This window comes from Microbacterium sp. LMX7-1.2 (genome assembly GCF_040675935.1).
GTDB lineage: Bacteria > Actinomycetota > Actinomycetes > Actinomycetales > Microbacteriaceae > Microbacterium.
In genome coordinates, this window is the sequence record NZ_JBEGIL010000001.1 from 220390 (window position 1) to 237372 (window position 16983).

Annotated in this window: 17 protein-coding genes; 16 read left to right on the top strand and 1 reads right to left on the bottom strand. The window is 65.1% G+C overall.

Going from position 1 to position 16983, the window contains the following annotated elements; all coding sequences use genetic code 11:
- Positions 1-148 precede the first annotated feature (148 nt).
- The 16 genes from MRBLMX7_RS01050 (at position 149) to ccsB (ending at position 15504) form a co-directional block, all read left to right on the top strand.
- A complete protein-coding gene (locus MRBLMX7_RS01050) occupies positions 149-970 on the top strand; it encodes a DUF3515 family protein (protein WP_363365839.1) in 822 nt (273 codons plus the stop codon).
- Positions 967-2868, top strand: a complete 1902-nt coding sequence (locus MRBLMX7_RS01055) for a cytochrome c oxidase assembly protein (RefSeq protein WP_341934462.1) — start codon at positions 967-969, stop codon at positions 2866-2868. The genes MRBLMX7_RS01050 and MRBLMX7_RS01055 overlap by 4 nt, the downstream gene beginning before the upstream one ends.
- The gene (locus MRBLMX7_RS01060) at positions 2865-3524 is read left to right on the top strand and encodes a copper resistance CopC family protein (protein WP_341934463.1); all 660 of its coding nucleotides are present in this window, start codon (positions 2865-2867) and stop codon (positions 3522-3524) included. The genes MRBLMX7_RS01055 and MRBLMX7_RS01060 overlap by 4 nt, the downstream gene beginning before the upstream one ends.
- A gap of 57 nt (positions 3525-3581) precedes the next feature.
- Positions 3582-4043, top strand: coding sequence for a hypothetical protein (locus MRBLMX7_RS01065; protein WP_341934464.1), 462 nt, complete (start codon positions 3582-3584; stop codon positions 4041-4043).
- A gap of 87 nt (positions 4044-4130) precedes the next feature.
- Positions 4131-4796, top strand: coding sequence for a DsbA family protein (locus tag MRBLMX7_RS01070; protein ID WP_341934465.1), 666 nt, complete (start codon positions 4131-4133; stop codon positions 4794-4796).
- Entirely contained in the window at positions 4793-5806 is a 1014-nt protein-coding gene (locus MRBLMX7_RS01075; RefSeq protein WP_341934466.1) for an NAD(P)-binding domain-containing protein, read from the top strand. The genes MRBLMX7_RS01070 and MRBLMX7_RS01075 overlap by 4 nt, the downstream gene beginning before the upstream one ends.
- A 279-nt stretch (positions 5807-6085) precedes the next feature.
- On the top strand, positions 6086-6235 hold the full coding sequence (locus MRBLMX7_RS01080; protein WP_156149084.1) for a hypothetical protein: 150 nt from the start codon (positions 6086-6088) through the stop codon (positions 6233-6235).
- Between the two features lie 2 nt (positions 6236-6237).
- Positions 6238-6780 carry a signal peptidase II gene (locus MRBLMX7_RS01085; RefSeq protein ID WP_341936237.1) on the top strand — a complete coding sequence of 181 codons (543 nt, stop codon included), beginning with the start codon at positions 6238-6240 and terminating at the stop codon, positions 6778-6780.
- Positions 6777-7112 carry a DUF6804 family protein gene (locus tag MRBLMX7_RS01090; protein ID WP_045262820.1) on the top strand — a complete coding sequence of 112 codons (336 nt, stop codon included), beginning with the start codon at positions 6777-6779 and terminating at the stop codon, positions 7110-7112. The genes MRBLMX7_RS01085 and MRBLMX7_RS01090 overlap by 4 nt, the downstream gene beginning before the upstream one ends.
- A gap of 49 nt (positions 7113-7161) precedes the next feature.
- A complete protein-coding gene (locus MRBLMX7_RS01095) occupies positions 7162-8100 on the top strand; it encodes a cytochrome c oxidase assembly protein (RefSeq protein ID WP_050721170.1) in 939 nt (312 codons plus the stop codon).
- 3 nt (positions 8101-8103) lie between these two features.
- Complete coding sequence (gene lnt / locus MRBLMX7_RS01100) at positions 8104-9726, top strand: apolipoprotein N-acyltransferase (protein WP_341934467.1); 1623 nt, start codon at positions 8104-8106, stop codon at positions 9724-9726.
- 337 nt (positions 9727-10063) lie between these two features.
- The gene (locus MRBLMX7_RS01105) at positions 10064-10744 is read left to right on the top strand and encodes a M23 family metallopeptidase (RefSeq protein ID WP_341934468.1); all 681 of its coding nucleotides are present in this window, start codon (positions 10064-10066) and stop codon (positions 10742-10744) included.
- 636 nt (positions 10745-11380) lie between these two features.
- A complete protein-coding gene (locus MRBLMX7_RS01110) occupies positions 11381-12046 on the top strand; it encodes a TlpA family protein disulfide reductase (protein WP_341934469.1) in 666 nt (221 codons plus the stop codon).
- Positions 12043-12798, top strand: coding sequence for a cytochrome c biogenesis CcdA family protein (locus tag MRBLMX7_RS01115; RefSeq protein WP_050721167.1), 756 nt, complete (start codon positions 12043-12045; stop codon positions 12796-12798). The genes MRBLMX7_RS01110 and MRBLMX7_RS01115 overlap by 4 nt, the downstream gene beginning before the upstream one ends.
- The gene (resB, locus tag MRBLMX7_RS01120) at positions 12779-14500 is read left to right on the top strand and encodes a cytochrome c biogenesis protein ResB (RefSeq protein ID WP_341934470.1); all 1722 of its coding nucleotides are present in this window, start codon (positions 12779-12781) and stop codon (positions 14498-14500) included. Before MRBLMX7_RS01115 ends, resB begins: the two co-directional genes overlap by 20 nt.
- Entirely contained in the window at positions 14497-15504 is a 1008-nt protein-coding gene (gene ccsB / locus MRBLMX7_RS01125; RefSeq protein ID WP_363365840.1) for a c-type cytochrome biogenesis protein CcsB, read from the top strand. The genes resB and ccsB overlap by 4 nt, the downstream gene beginning before the upstream one ends.
- Positions 15505-15527: 23 nt before the next feature.
- Here the strand turns inward: ccsB and MRBLMX7_RS01130 are convergent, their stop codons facing one another.
- Positions 15528-16886: a M23 family metallopeptidase gene (locus MRBLMX7_RS01130; protein WP_363370759.1), complete on the bottom strand. Its 1359-nt coding sequence runs from the start codon at positions 16884-16886 to the stop codon at positions 15528-15530.
- Positions 16887-16983: the final 97 nt, after the last annotated feature.

Here is a 16983-nt window from a genome sequence, read left to right on the forward strand (position 1 = left end):
ATCGCGAGCACTGTCCACGCAGAGACTGCGACGTCGGCCACAGCGTCACCGGAAAGCTTCTCGTTGTCGAGTGAGCACGACGAACGCGATCAGTCCGCGGTGTCCTCTGCTGGATCATCTGATGTCGCCGCCGCTGTGTGCATAGTCGGTGCGCTTCTCGGCGTGCTGGTGTTCGCCCGACTCGCCCGCGCGCGACTCCGCACCCCGATGCGAGCCCCTTCACGAGACTCCGCGCACCGCGCATCGATTCCGCGCATTCAGGGACCACATCTGCTGCGCCCTGACCTCGCGCAGCTGCAGATCTCCCGAACCTGACTCTCCGGCTCAATCCCGCCTTCATCCGTGCCATCGCGCGGATGCGGATCGACGCACGTCGTCGACAGCTTGGAGAGATGACTTGGAGAACACGCCCCTCACCCCGACCCCCGCCGAGGTCTCAGTCAATCGGCGCGCCGTTTCGCGGAACCTAATCCTCGGAGCCGTCGCACTCATCGGCCTGCTCGCGACATTGTCGGGATGCGCGTCCACTGTCGCATTGAAACCTGCGACAAATGCGAACGACCCCGAATGCGCCGACGTGACGGTTCGGCTCCCCGCAGCCGTCGGAGAGTTCACCGGTCGCACGACCGATGCCCAAGCGACCGCCGCATGGGGAGACCCGACCATCGTCGTCTTTACCTGCGGGCTCGAGCCACCAGCACCGACGACGCTGCAGTGCGTGACCATCAACTCCGTCGATTGGATCGTCGACGAACAAGATTCCCCTTACCTGCGCTTGACGACCTACGGCCGAACGCCCGCAGCCCAGGCCTACGTCGATACGACGAAGCTCTCCGCGGATGCCGCGTTGCAAGCCCTCGCACCCGCGGTCCAGATGCTGCCGAAGACGTCCGCCTGCTCCGCGCCGGACACAGCGTCATCGGACGACGAGGACGCGCCGACCACGGGCGGCTCCGGAGACCTCCCGTGAGCGCCAGCGGGCTCCGACTGGCCGGACCCGCCCTCCTGCTCACCTCAGCGCTGGTCGCGCTCCTCCTGGGATTGGTGATAGGTGGCGGGGCTGATCCACGGGTCACCAGCGACCCCGGCGCGGTCGTCCGGTGGGGACTGCCGGTCGCGAAGCTCATCGTCAACCTCGGGGCGGCGGTCATGGTGGGATCGGCCGTCCTTGCTGCGTACGCGCTCACACAGGGCGAGAAGGAGTTCGATACCGCCCTGGATGTCGCCTCCATCGGTGCCGCAGTGCTCACCATCGGCGCAGGAGTCACTGGTTATCTCACCTTCCTGTCATCGTTCAATCCTGAGGTGTCACTCGGCCCGGGATTCGGTCAGCAGTTCGGCAGATTCCTCCTCGAGACGGAGCTGGGCCGCGTCTGGCTCATCACAACAGTGATGGCCGCGATACTCACGGTGATCTCGTATGCGTTCCGGGGATGGGCGGCCGCGCTGTTGCTGACGTTCCTTTCGCTGGCGTCGCTGGTCCCGATGGCCACGCAAGGTCATTCCGGAAGCCTCGCCAATCATGATGCTGCGGTCATCTCGCTCGTGCTGCACATCACCAGCGCGGCGGTATGGCTCGGCGGTCTTCTCGCGCTGGTCTTCCTCAGGCCGTCTGCGCGCGAGCACCGTCTGCGGGCAATCGTCGAGCGATACTCGACCATCGCACTCGTCGCCTTCGTGGTCGTCTCCGTGTCCGGAGTCGCCCGCGCGATGACGTCTGTCAGCGGCTGGCGAGAACTTCTCAGCGCGTACGGAGCTGTGCTCTTGGTGAAGGTGGTGGCGCTCACGCTCCTCGGCGTCGTGGGTGTCGCGCACCGTCAGTGGTACATCCGCCGTGGGGTCGGAGAGCGGGCACCGTTCTGGACGTTCGTCACCGTCGAGTTCGCGGTCATGGGCATCGCGAGTGGTGCCGCAGCGGCGCTCGCCCGCACGCCCGCGCCGGCAGACACCTCAGCTCCGGCGCTGACGACACCGGCTGAGATCCTCACCGAAGCGCCGCTTCCGCCCGAGCTCACACTCGTCCGTTGGCTGAGTGGGAACGACGTGAATCTCCTGTGGGTGATGGTCGCCGGTTTCGGAGTCTTCTTCTATCTGATGGGTGTCCGTCGCCTGCGGCGTCGCGGCGAGGCGTGGAGCGGCCTGCGCACGTTCGCGTGGATCAGCGGGATGGTGCTGCTGGCTTGGGTGAACAGTGGGGCGGTCGCTGTCTACTCCGACTACCTCCACAGCGTCGACGCGGCGGGACGGATGCTCATGCTCCTCGTGGTTCCCTCCCTCCTCGTGTTTGGCGCGCCATATCGCCTGGCATTGGAGGGAATCACCAACCGCACCGATGGGAGCCGTGGAATCCGCGAGTGGCTGCGAGCAGGGGAGCGCTCGCGGATCGTCCTCTTCCTGCGCCACCCCATAGTCGCGATGTGCACGTTCGCTTTTATCGTGTGGGGCGTATCCGCCACTGGCCTCTTGCGCGATTCCCTCGCCGATCCCTTGGTGCATGAATTGCGCGTCGTCGCGCTGCTCGTAGCGGGAAGCTTGGTGACCGCTGCGATCCTCCGTCCTGCCGGCACATATCCCCGGCGGATGCGTGTGGTTGTCGTGTTCGGATCGGCTGCCGCGCTGGCGAGTGTAGGCAGTTGGGTGCTGCTTCAGAGCGGCCTGATTGCTGCGAGCTGGTTCGGGGCGATGGGTCGTCAATGGGGCCTGGAGCCGATGGCGGACCAACAAGCAGCCGGCATGGTGATCCTGCTCTCGGCGCCAATGCTGCTCCTCTTCGGCCTCAGCGTCGACTACATACTCAGCGGGCACTCCACTCGCTCACCACAGGAGGTCGACCGACCCCTCCACTCCACTCGAAAGGCCATCTCATGACATCCGTCTCCACCCGAATCCGCCGCGTGAGCGGTGCCGTATGCGCCGCCGCTGTCGCAATCGTGCTGCTGACCGCAACCCCAGCCTCCGCACATGACAATCTCACCGACGCTGTGCCATCGGCGGGCGAGACAGTCACCAACCTCGACACAGTCGCACTGACTTTCAGCGGGGAGCTCATCGACTTCAGCCAGACGAGCTTCGCCCAGGTGCAGGGCCCCGACGGGCTCTTCTACGAGTCGTCGTGCTCCACCATCGAACTCAACGTGCTCACCACCCCCGTCGCCCTCAGAGCGTCGGGCACCTACACGGTGCTCTGGAACGCTGTGTCCAGCGACGGGCACCCCATCTCCGAGTCATACCAGTTCGACTACGCAGCGGATCCGACGGCGACCGTCGCACTCGGTTGGGACGCACCGGCGTGCGGGAACGAAGGCACCCGTACTCAACCAGGAGCAGCGCTGACCAGTGCCCCGATGCCGACCGACGCCACCAACTCGGCGCCGCCCACACAAGATACCGACCGAGAGCCGCGCGCTGACGGGGCAGATGAGAGCGTCGTGGCCCTGGCCGTTGTCGGAGGCGTCGTCGTGCTGGGAGTTCTGGCGATGGCGACCGTGCTCGTGGTGCACCGTCGACGCAAGCGCGCGGAGTGACCGAATGATTACGGCTCATTCAAAGGAAGAAGTAGGAGCGACGATTACAATCGAATCGTGTTCCACTCGATCCGGGTCGCCTGCCACGGGCGGCCGGATCGCAGCCAGATGATAATGCGGCTCATTAGCATCATCGGGCTCACACTCCTCCTGATCTTCGCCGTCGGCGCAGCCGAGCACGGAAGTGCCGATGTCACCACGGGGTCGACCACGGCCAGCACGTCGCTCGACGCCAATGAATCAGGCACCGACGCAGCCGCTGCGGCACCCGCAGGCGTCGTGATGCAGCTCGCCACGGGCGCTGCACAAGTAGACCGGGTCACGGGCGTTGTGCTGTGCGTCCTCGGTCTTCTCTGCGGACTTGTCGCAGCGGTCATGCTCTATCGGCTGCTCTGGCGCAGGACAGCCGTGGTCGTGGAGACCCACGCGGCTCAGCCGCGAACGAGCGCCGCTCCGAATAGCATCCCCCTGAGGCGGACGTCGCTGACTCTGGCGACGCTCGGGATCTCCCGGACCTGACCCGTCGAGGCGTCGCGCCTCGCGCGTGCGCATCCCATCGAGCATCCGCTCGACCTTCGACCGTGTCGACAGTCTTTGGAGTACCTGATGAAACCCGCCGTCAAAGCCGGCCTCGCTGCCCTTGCCGTAACCATCGTCCTGATTATCGTCGCGGTAATCGTCGTCATCGTTAACCAGCAGAACACTGCGCCGCCAGAATCCGAGAACGGAAGCTCTACGGCGCAGGTGCTCCGCGAGAACTCACACGTTCTCGACGACGGGGGAGACGGGGCAGTCACCGTCGTTGAATTCCTCGACTTCGAATGCGAAGCGTGCGGAGCCTTCTACCCCGTGGTCGAAGACCTTCGCGAGCGCTACGACGGCGAGATCACCTATGTCATCCGCTATTTCCCGCTACCGGGTCACCTGAACTCCAGGAATGCCGCGTTCGCTGCCGAAGCGGCTGCGCAGCAGGGACGCCTTGAGGAGATGTACCGCAAGCTCTTCGAGACGCAGGCTCAATGGGGTGAAGCTCAGGAATCGCGGGCGAGCCTGTTCCGAGGCTTCGCTGAGGAGATCGGCCTGGACATGGCCGCTTACGATACCGCGATCTCTGACCCCGCGACGGTCGCACGAGTCGATCTCGACTACAACGACGGTCAGGCACTGGGAGTGAGCGGAACTCCGACGTTCTTCGTGAACGGCGATGCCATCACACTCGAGCGCTACGACGACCTCGAGAACGCGGTCCTCTCAGCGGGCAAGGGAACATGACACTCCTAGGCCTCTCTCATCGTCGAGTCATCATCGTCGGCTCCGGCCACGCCGGTCTCTCCGTCGCCGCCGAACTCTCGCGTTCGGGCCTGAAGCCGCAACGGGACTTCGCCGTCATCGACAGCAATCCTGACGGGCGTCGTTCGTGGGCGTTCCGCTGGTCGTCGATGACACTCCTGACGGAGGCAGGGCGGAGCACGGTCGCCGGGCGGCATCTCACAGGCGACCCCTATCGACGCCCGTCGCCGCGAGAGATCGAACAGCATCTTCTCGACGTCGAGGCCGCCCTAGGCCTCACGACGCTGTGGGGCATCAGAGCGACAGGCGTGGACCGTCTGGGGGACGGATCCACTCTGCTTCTGTCAACGAACGAAGGGCCGGTACAGACGCGCAACATCGTCTGCGCGACCGGGTCTGCGGCTCGACCTCGGATCCCGAGCTGGGCGGTAGACGCCGCGGTGCCGGGGATCATGGTTCATAGCGCCGACTATCGCGGACCGAGCCAGATTCCCAGCGGTGACGTGCTGGTCGTCGGAGCCGGCCACAGCGGCCAAGAGATCGCGCGCGAGCTCAGTCGTACGCACCGCGTCACGCTGTCGTCCCAGCCCTCGGCGGTCTCCGCAGCTCGACCGGCACGACGCGGCGTCGGGCGGCGTCGGGCACTAGCGCGAGGTGGGGCAGCGCTCTCACTGGATCCGGAATGGGAACAACTCGGCATCGAAGTGCTGCCTGCGGCCATTGCCGCAGATGGAGCGCACATCGTCTTCGACGATGGTCGTCGTATCGCTCCGCAGTCCATCATCTACGCGACCGGATACCTGCCCGCGGACGGCTGGCTTCCCCGTCCGGTACTCGATGCCACGTCCAGTCGCCGGAAGCGCGGGACTACGAGCGTCCCAGGTCTGTTCGTCGTCGGCATGCCGAGCCACGGTAGCCAGGATTCAGACACCTTCGACGGGGCACGCCGCGACGCGATCTCGATTGCACGCCACATCATGAAGCGCCCCTGAATACGTTCGTCCGAAATACACCGACCGAAACGAGGATCACACATGAGACATCCGATGGCCACGACGAAACATGCGTGGGGTGCCGTCGCGTGTGCGTTGCTGATCCTCGCGACGGTCCTGCTGGTTTCGCCTTCGGTTTCAGCGTCCGCAGTTGGGGACGTCGCACCAGTTACCGCGTCCCCCACTCCGGAACAGAGTTCAACGCCGTCGCCTTCGCCGTCGCCCGAAGAGACAGAGTCGGACAAGGACCGTCATCAAAGGCAGAACGGAGAGCGGCCGGTGGAACGAGACGATCTCGGGTTCCTCGGCATCCTGTTCGTCATCGGCATGGGGTTCGTTCTCGTAGCGGGCGCTGTCGGTGTCGCGTTCGCCGGGTGGAAGCGCCGCCGGCGCGACCGAGCAGCGGCCGACACGGAAGGAGGCGCGTGATCATGAGTGCGCGCGTGCCGAAGCTCGCCATTGCGTTCGCCGTCGCCGGTGCGACCGTCATCATCGACCAAGTGTCGAAGGCGGTCGCCTTGGCGCAACTGAGTACCACGGAGCGCATTCCGCTACTGGGAGACCTCTTCGGGCTGCAACTGGCGTTCAACCCGGGTGCCATCCTGTCGTTCGGTTCCAGCGCGACTCCGCTGCTGACCGCAGTCGGAATCGCAGCGACGGTCGTGCTCATCAGGAGCGCAATTCGATCCCGTACCACGTGGTGGGCGGTCGGTATCGGGTTCATTCTCGGGGGAGCCATCGGCAACGTCCTGGACCGTCTCTTCGCACCCCCTGCGTTCGGCCGCGGGTACGTCACCGACTTCCTCGCCTACTCGGACCTCTTCATCGGCAATCTGGCGGACGTGGCGCTGGGGGTCGGTGCCGTCGTGCTGGTCGTCGGGCTTCTTCGGCGCCGCCGTGGTCCAGACGACGACGTCGTCACGCCTCCCGCTTCGATGCCACAGGACATGAGCGAAGGATGGGGACGCTCATGACACAGAAGAAGCGGACCCCTTCCACTTATCAGCGGAACGCCCTTGCTCCGAGTCTGCTCGCAGCCGCGGTGCTGTTCCTCGCCCCCGTGCTGCTGGCGAGTGACTGGGCCTCGGTCATCCTCTACGTCACGTCGATCCTCGCGGTCATCGTCGGATGGTTCGCCGTGCAAGCGCGCCACTGGTGGTGGATCCCGGTGTTCATCGCCATCGCCGTCCTGTGGAATCCCGTCATGCCCTTCCCGTTCGCCGGACCGGTCTGGACCGGAATCCAGCCCGCGGCAGCAGTCGTCTTCCTGGTAGCGGGAAGCCTTATCAAGTTCCCCCGACCCTGATGTCGGCACTCGTCGCTCAGCTCATCGACAGGCCGGAGGGGGCCCGTCGATGACTCCGTGGATCCCCGACGTCGCGCCCACCTTCCCTGACTACTTCGCCGTGGTTCCGGGGGCGCTTCCGGTGCTGCCGGTGGTCGCTGGGCTGCTTGCACTTCTCTACATGGTCGGGGCCGTTCGCATGTGGACGCACGGTCGACGCTGGTCCATCTGGCGTACGTTCAGCTTCCTCAGCGGCTGCGCGCTCCTGGCTGGGACGACCGGTCTCGCCGTGGAGAATTACGGCTACGCGTTGATGTCGGTGTTCATGTTCCAGCAGCTCACTCTGATGATGGCGATTCCGCCGCTACTCATCCTGGGATCTCCGGGCACGTTGCTGCTCCGCGCCACCCCGCACGTAGGGCTGGGGCGTACGGCACTCGCCGTCGCCCACGCGGGGCTGCGCAGCAGACTCGCGCGCTGGGCTCTGAGCCCATGGGCGGCGCTCCCTCTCTATCTGGCCGCGTTCTACGGCCTGTACCTCGCGGGGTTCGCAGACTCCCTCCTGAGCTCGACCGCGGGACACATCGCCCTCGAGGTGGCGTTCCTCGGCGCGGGCATCATCTTCACAATCCCCATCCTGAGCTCCGACCCGCTACCCGTTCGCCTCAGTCACGGCGGCCGCGCCCTCGATGTGTTCGCCGAAGCCGCGCTGCACGCCTTCTTCGGAGTGTTCCTCATGATGGCCACCACCATGCTCATCACCCACTTCGTCGCGCCCACGCAGGCCATGGGACTCGACCCCATCGAAGACCAGCGGCTCGCCGGCGGACTCGCCTGGTCGTACGGCGAGGCCCCCACGCTCCTGATGCTGATCTACGTCATGCACCGATGGTTCCGAGAGGACACCGCACGATCCCAGGCACAGGACCGGTACGTAGACATCCACGGATCATCCGAGCTGGATGAGTACAACGCTTACCTCCAGAAACTCCGCGAGCGGGACGCCTGAGCAATGTCGACGAGACTCCTCACTGCGCCGACGTCTGAGGCCCGAACGACGAACAGTGATCTCACACGACCACTCGTCGGTGTATGGGTCGCCGTTTCGCTGTCGGCGGTCGGCGGACTCGCCATGGACCTCGCGACTCCCGAGGTCAGTTGGTGGCCCCTCGCGTTCGTCAGCGTCATCCTCACCTTGGTTGCGACCGTCGGACGTAGCGTCGGCGGAGCGCTGCTCGTCGGTCTCGCGTTCGGTGTCACCTTCTACGCGCTTCACCTCGATTGGGTTGGTCAGTTCCTCGGGCCGTTGCCACGCATCGCGTTGTCGGGGCTGCAGGCTCTCTTGTTCGGGCTCGGTGCGGTTCCCATAGCGCTGGCATACCGATGGACGAGCCGCTTCCGCGGCCGTCGCGTCTGGCAGATCGTCGCCGTACCCGCGCTGGTCGGCGGGTTGTGGGTTGCCCGCGAGATCGTGCTCGGATCGTGGCCGTACGGCGGGTTCCCCTGGGTGCGACTCGGGATGACCCAGGTCGAGAGCCCGTTCCCGGAAGCTACATCGTGGATCGGTGTGACCGGGCTCTCGCTCACCATCGCGGTCATCGCTGCGAGCATCGTGCAGTGGCTTCGTATCGGGTTGCGCGCAGTGTCCGTTCTGACGCCCGCTGTCGTCCTGATTTTCGGACTCAGTGTGACACCGCAATATGCGACGACAGGCGCGGGCACATTCGCGGTTGGGTGGGTCCAAGGCAACGGTCCCTCAGGCTACTTCGACGGTAGAGCCTCGGGTGACCTGCTCAAAGCACAGGTCGCGGCATCGGAACCGATTCTCGACCGGAACATGGACGTGCTCGTCTGGCCCGAAGGATCGGCGGAGTTCGACCCGTTCCGCAACCGACAGGCCGCCTCTGAACTGAATCGGATCGTGTCCCGGACGGGGGCGCCGCTTCTGGCGAACGCGGCGACGGCACGAGGCGATGAGACGTTCAACACCTCCTTCCTGTGGACGGCAAACCCCGGCAGCTCTCAAGTCCACGACAAGGTCAATCCCGTCCCATTCGGCGAGTACGTCCCCGACCGATGGTTGTACGAGCGCCTTGCCCCCGACCTCGTCGGGCTGATCCAGCGCGAGTACACTGCCGGCACGAACCCACCCGTCGTGACCGTCGGCGAGACCGACATCGGTCTCGCGATCTGCTTCGACGTGATCTTCGACGACGTGATCCGTGCCGCTGCTGAGCAAGATGTGAAGCTCTACATCTTCCAAACCAACAACGCGGACTTCCGCGGCTCCGACGAGAACCTTCAGCAACTGGCCTTTGCCCGGATGCGTGCCATCCAGACCGGTAAGAGCGTGGTGAACGTTTCCACTGTGGGCACCAGTCAAGTCATAGCCCCGGACGGCGCGATCCTCGACACAGCAGGCGTCGACACGGTCGCTGCCGCAATCACGGATGTGCCGCTCCGCTCAGGCATCGCACCAGGCATCCTCGCGGAGAAGTGGCTCGCGTTGAGCGCGCCATTGCTCGCGTTCGGAAGCCTCGCAACACTTGCCCTCATCGTTCGACGTGCATCGTCGTACGGCCCAGACTCGACCCCCGAACCCGAATCCGGAGGCCCGAACCGTGACCACACATGACCCTCTCGAGCCGAACATTCGACCGGAGCCGCTTCTCACGCGGTCGGAGCTTCGACGCCGAGAGACCGCGCCGACAGCCCCGACTCCGCCAGTCACCCGCTCCGAACTTCGGCGCAGGCGCGAGGCCCTGTCCCATCCGCCGATTCCACCAATCAGCGCATCCGACCATCGACCTCGTGACGAGGGCATTCCGAGCCGAGAGCACGACGTGCGGACTCCGGCGAAGACGGTGAACACGACTCCATCCACCACCCCCACGGAGCAGGACGCTCGACGCGTTGCAAAGCCTGCTCCTGCGAGGTCCATCGGGCGGCGAATCGGGAGAACGCTCATCGTGGTGGGCACATTGACCGTCGCTTCCTCGTTTATGGTCGGCATGACGATCCCGGCCGAGACCGTCGCGGCGACCAGGACGGATACCACGGCGCGGTTCGCGCCTTCCGAGAGCGACCGATCCGCCGCCGATAGTGACATTCAGGCGTTTGTCGTGCCGGAGGATGCTGCGGCGGAGGACCTTGGTCGGTCGAGCGGCTTCAGCGTGACGTCCGTCCCGCAGCTCGCGGCGGCAGCAGGAATCCGTTACTTCAGTGGATCCCTGCTGCTCGACCCCGATGCTGAGGTGCAATGGCCGTTCCCGGTCAGCGTGCCCACGTCGTCGAGTTTCGGGCCCAGGTGGGGACGAATGCATGAAGGCGCCGACTTCACACCAGGTGAGGGAGCTCAGATCCGCGCCGTGGCCGGCGGGACGGTCCGCATCGCGACCGAGAACGGAGGGGCGTTCGGGGTCACGGTCTACATTGAGAGCAAGATCGACGGGCAGACGGTATTCAGCCGCTACGCGCACATGTTGCGCGGCTCCCTCGGAGTTCGCGAGGGGGAGACAGTCTCCGTCGGTGCGGTCGTCGGACGAGTCGGTAACACCGGACGCAGTTTTGGTGCGCACCTGCACCTTGAACTGTCGACAGAAGACGGAACTGTCGATCCTGTCGCTTGGTTGCGGGAGAAAACCGGTGGATGAGCTGCGGCCCGTCCCGCTCGATGACCTAGACCTGAGAGGACGGGCGAAAAACACCCGTCGAGGGCGAACACCGGCGACGTCGCCGTTTGCCGTCGGTGTGATTGTCGTGGTCATGGCGTCACTGTTGCTCGTGTTGGGTGTCGCCTGCGCTCCGTATCGGGCGACACCTGATGCATCGACGGCCGTCGGCGTCGACGATCCCTCGGCGCTCGGTGCTCGAAACGCTGCGCCGGACGCGCCCTCAGTTGCGGTGGGGGAGCCCTCTGCATCGAGCATCGGCATGGGCCCCGTTGCGTGCGCTCTCGGACTGTTCTGCGGAGTACTTCTCCTGCTCCTCAGCACTCTGCGTCGGCCGATGCCTCTAATGAACCCGGGACGTATCAGGTCTCACCTCATACGTCGACTCCTTCCGAGAATCGTGATGAGGGCCACCGCCCCCTCTCTGACGAAACTCCGCGTGTCGCGGACCTGAACTTCCTCGATTCACGCCGTCCTGCTCTCGTCACTCGGGAGCGAGACGTGACGTCGCCCCCGGGACCCGCTCCTCGTCGAGCACTGACGTCCGGGGAGCGAGGCGTGAGCCCGATTACCTGCGGCTCTGCCCTGCCAACGAGATTCAGATCCGAAGAGGAACCCATGCTCAGCGAGCCCGTCCCCCGACCACCCGCCACCCGCGTCCCCACCGCGCAGGACCACGGCCGGCGACGACGTATTCGTCACGCCGTTCTCGCCTCCATACCCGTCCTTCTCCTGCTCGCAGGGTGCGCGTCCAACGACTCCCTCTCCCAGCAATTTAGGGATGGCAACGAGAAAGGCTTCATCGCAGGAGACTTCCAAGTTGTCGAGATCCCGCAAGACGAGCGCGGAGAGCCGGTGACATTCGAAGGGGTCACGGAGACCGAAGAGCAAGTCGCGAGTGACGACTACCGCGGCGACGTCCTCGTCGTGAACTTCTGGTACGCCGCATGCGGCCCCTGCATCGTCGAGGCGCCATACCTCGAACAGGTGTGGCAGGACTATCGCGAGGACGGCGTGGCATTCCTTGGCGTGAACACCTACGACCAACCCGCCACCGCGCTCTCGTTCGCCAAAGACAACGGCGTCACGTATCCGAGCGTGATAGACGTCAACGACGGCAAGGTCAAGCTGGCCTTCGCTCAGGTGACGCCGATCCAAGCCACGCCGACCACCCTGGTCATCGACCGCTCCGGCAGAGTCGCCGCCCGCGTCATCGGCCAACTCGACAGCGCCTCAATCCTCGCGACGCTCGTCGAGGACGTTCTCGAGGAGAGCGTCCCATGAGCCCTGGAACGCTTATCGTCGACGGAGTTCTGTGGATCGCCATCCCCGTGGCGATCCTCGCCGGGCTCGTCTCCTTCGTTTCACCGTGCGTCCTCCCTTTGGTGCCCGGGTACCTGGGGTATCTCGGTGGAACTGTGCGGCCAGAACAGGGCAAGAGCGGAAGCCAAGAGTCGCACCGCGGTCGACTGATGCTGGGGGTGACGCTGTTCATCGCAGGCTTCACGACCGTCTTCGTCGCCGTGACCATCCTCGGGGGTGCGTTCGGCTTCGTGCTGCTGCAGTACGCGAACATTCTCACCAGGGTGTTCGGCGTTGTCATCATCGTGATGGGCTTCGTCTTCATCGGACTCTTCGGCGTCGCGCAGCGAACAATGCGCCCACGGATCGGCAGTCGTGCAGGTCTGGTTGGCGCCCCGCTGCTGGGGTTCGCACTCGGAGTGGGATGGACGCCCTGCATCGGCCCGACACTCGCCGCAATCATCTCGATGTCATGGAACTTGGGTGACCCCGCTCGGGCCGGCCTGCTCGGGCTGGCGTACTCGCTCGGCCTCGGTATCCCCTTCATTGTCCTCGCCGCCGGGTGGGGATGGGCGTCCTCCTCGCTCGCCTTCCTCCGGCGCCATGTCCGCACGCTCAACCTCATCGGCGGAGCGATGCTCGTCGCTCTCGGGATCCTGATGGTCTCCGGCCTCTGGACCGCTCTCATGTCCCAACTTCAGCAGGTGATTATCAATGTCCCGCTCCCTCTCTGACCCCGACACCAAGGGCGATCCGCTTCGGCCAGCCGACCACACCGATACCGGCGCAACATCTGAGGTGACGAGCCCGGCGCTTAGCGTGACCGGGTGGCTGCGATGGGGGTGGACACAACTGACGAGCATGCGCACCGCCTTGTTGCTGCTTCTGCTCCTCGCTGTCGCAGCGATCCCCGGTTCACTGTTCCCGCAGCGCAGCGCAGACCCCAACGGCGTGGTGCAATGGCGAAGGAACAACCCAGAAGCGTTCCCACTCGCGGACGGCCTTGGACTGTTCGACGTCTACATCTCACCGTGGTTCTCCGCCATCCATCTCCTGCTGTTCGTCTCGCTCATCGGGTGTGTGATCCCGCGTGCGAAGCACCACTATGTCGCGCTGCGGTCACGACCTCCTCGCACTCCGTCCCGACTGTCGAGGTTGCCCGCTCATCGCGAGAGGATCATCGCTGGGAAGGGCGGCGATGCTGAGGGGGCTGTCTCGGCGGCGTCCGACATGCTGCGCAGATCTGGTTACCGTGTCGAGCGTTACGACCAGGGAGGCACCTACTCGGTATCGGCAGAGCGCGGCTACCTCCGTGAGACTGGCAACCTCGTCTTCCATGTCGCGCTCGTCGGGGTGCTCCTCTCGGTCGCAGTAGGCGGATCCTTCGCGTACACCGGACAACGAGTCGTGGTGGAGGGGACGACGTTCGTGAATGCCTTGAGCGATTACTCTTCCTTCAACCCGGGACGATTCGTCGACGGCGCGGGACTTGTTCCGTACTCGCTCACGCTCGACGACTTCCGCGTCGCCTATCGACTGCCGGGCACACCGGGCGCGGGACAGGCAGAGAACTTCGATGCGCAGATCACGGTCCGCCAGCCGGGCGAGCAGGACAGTGAGCGCAGCGTTCGAGTGAACTACCCGACCACGATTGCGAATGACCGGATCTACCTCCTGGGGAACGGGTACGCCCCGACGCTGACCGTGAGGAACGGCGACGGCGACGTCGTGTTCAGTGAGTCGCAGCCGTTCCTGCCGCAGGACTCGAACATGACCTCCCTGGGCATCATCAAAATCCCGGACGGGCTACCGAAGCAAGTCGGGCTCGTCGGGTTCTTCTACCCCACGCAGGGCACTCTCCCGTCAGGTGCATTCACGTCCATCTACCCCGACGTCGTCGATCCCGTGCTCACCTTCAACGTCTTCAGCGGGGACCTCGGCATCGACGACGGCACGCCGCGCTCCGTCTACACGCTCGACGTGAGCGGACTCGACCAGGAGACGGGCGGCGACAGTGGCACTGACTCGTTGGAACTCCGACCCGGTGACACGGCTGACCTCCCGAATGGCTGGGGGTCCGTCACATGGGAGATCGCGGAGGAACAGCAACCAGTGAAGCGATTCGCCTCGCTGCAGATCCAACAAGATCCGAGCAGTGGGGGAGTGCTCCTCTTCTCGGTGATCGCCATGGTGGGTCTCTTCGCAGGCCTGTTCGTACCCCGGCGTCGCGTGTGGGTGAAAGCCCGCGACGGGATCGACGGCATGCACATCGAGTACGCCGGTCTCGCGCGCGGCGACGACCCCACGCTGCAACGAGCGGTCGACGATCTCGCGCATCGTCACTCGACTTCGCTCGGCGCGGAGCCTGTGAAGCCCGCACCGGCCACTTCTGACAACGACCAGCAGCACGACACGACCGAAAGGAACCCGTCATGAATCAGCTCAGCCTCGACGGCATCTCCCTCCTCCTCGTCTGGACCGCGATTGCCACCTACCTCCTCGCGTTCACCGCGTACACCATCGACCTCGCGCAGCGCAGCGCCGCAACGGTTGCCGTTCCCGTGCGAAGATTGGCGACCGTCGGCGGGCGTGGGCTGGCATCCTCGTCCGAAGAGGTCGCCGAGGATGTTCCCGGCGCCGACACTGCCCTACAGCGGCCACCCCGACGCTTGTGGGCGCGAATCGGAACCTCGCTCACGGTTCTGGCGTTCCTCTTCCAGCTGGGAGGAACTCTCGGCAGAGGCATTGCTGCCGAGCGGGTCCCGTGGGCCAACATGTACGAGTTCGCGCTCACCGGGACGCTCCTCATCGTCGCCGTGTACCTCGTGGTGCTGCGGCTGTACGATCTTCGATTCTTGGGCGCGTTCCTGCTCGGAATGACCGTTCTGCTTCTCGGAGGTGCGACCCTCGGCTTCTATGTCGAGGTTGTGCCGCTGATGGATCCGCTGAAGAGCGTGTGGCTGGTGATCCACGTGTTCGTGGCTTCGCTCGCCACAGCTCTGTTCGCCCTCGCCTGCGGCGTGTCAATCACACAACTGATGCAGGGCAGGCGCGAGCGTCTCCTCAGTGCCGCTCCAGACACGCGACAGCGGAAGCGCGGTCCTCGCTTCCTTCGCACGATCCCGTCCGCGGACGCGCTGGAGACCCTGGCGTATCGCTTCACTATCGTCGGCTTCATGTTCTGGAGCTTCACCCTCATCGCGGGAGCGATCTGGGCGAACGACTCGTGGGGTCGCTACTGGGGATTCGACGTCAAGGAGGTGTGGACCTTCGTGATCTGGGTCCTTTACGCGGGGTACATCCACGCGCGCGCCACCCGGGGGTGGCGTGGTTCCCGGTCCGCGTGGCTGTCGATTGTTGGGTTCGCAGCAGTGCTGTTCAACTTCACCGTCGTGAACATCTACTTCCCCGGGCTCCATTCCTACTCCGGGCTGACGTGATTCGGTGGGGCCGCGGCGCTATCTCACACGTAGACGCCGCGGTCCTCCATGAAACGCACCGGGTTGGTGTAGCCACCGTTGAGGTACACCTCGAAGTGCAGATGGCACCCGAAGGATCGCCCGGTGTTGCCCGCGTATGCGATGATCTGTCCCGACTCGACCCACTGCCCGCGACGAACGGCGATTCCGCCCGGCTTGATGTGTGCGTAGCCAGAGCTCACGCCGCCACCGTGCTGAATGCGAACGTAGTTGCCGTAGTTCCCGTTGGCGCCGGCGTAGTCGACTGTCCCCGAGTTCGCGGCGTAGATCGCTGCGCCGCATCCGTTCGCCAGGTCTGCGCCGTAGTGGTAACTCGATGAGCAGCCCTGGGGTCCGCAGATCGGGGTTCGAGGCCCGTAGCTCGAACTGCGTGCGCCACCGTGCGGTCGAACCCACCCTCCGCTGCCGGCCTGGCCCCCTCCGCCCCCGTTGCCGCCGCTGTTGGCGGCGGCTTCGGCGGCTTCTCTTTCCCGACGAGCCTTCTCCTCTGCGGCGCGCGCTGCGACGCCGGCCTGATAACCGGCAACCGTCTGCGCGGTCGTATCCTGAAGCGCCGCGAGTTGTGCCTTCAGCGTCTCGAGGTAGGTGGTCTGCTCGTCGAGCGCAGCCTGTGCGGCGTCTGCGGCTTCCAGCGCCGCTGTCATCTTCTGCTCCGCGACCTGCTGAAGTCGGTCGCGCTCGTCTCGAGCGACGACCGCCTGATCTGTGAGCGACTGCGCCGCGTTCTTCGACGAGATCGCTTCGTCGTAGACCGCGCGGTTGTGCTGCATGAACTTGTCGAGCGTTCCCAATCGGGACAACAGCTCATCTGATTCGGCTGCAGAGCCTGCGAAGAACAGCTGCAGCGTGGTGTCGTCGCCACCGTTGCGATAGAGCTGCGCCGCCAGCTGTCCGGCTTTCCTCGACGCCTCCTCGGCGATGAGGGTCTGTTCGTCGGCTTGCGCCTGCAGGTCGTCTGCGACCCGGATTGCCTCGAAGTACTGCTGCTGCGCTGCGTAGAACTCGTCGGATGCGAGCAGGGCCGCGGCCTCGGTGTCAGCGACCTTCTGCGTCAGCGACTGAATGAGGCCTTGAATGCGTTGAACTTCGACACCTTTCGCTGCCTCGTTGCCCTTGGCGCGCTGAACGTCGTCCCACGACGGGTACGTGGCGGCATGCGCGGTAGAAACGCCGGATCCGACCCCGAACGCTGCGAGCGCCACCACGCTCAAGGCGCCGAGCTCGAAGACGCCGCGGCGATTAATCGGGCGCTTCCACAGTCGATCTCTCTCGGCGGGTGTCGGGGCACAGCCGCAGTCATCAGCAGTCGACGCGGAAGCGAGATCAGCGGCTGTCGGGCGCATCGGACTCACGCGTTTGGCTCCTCATCGCTCGGATATCGCCTTCAAGTTACATCACGAATGCGTGATGTGTTGTCACCTCGGAGTGAGTGTTGCCGTC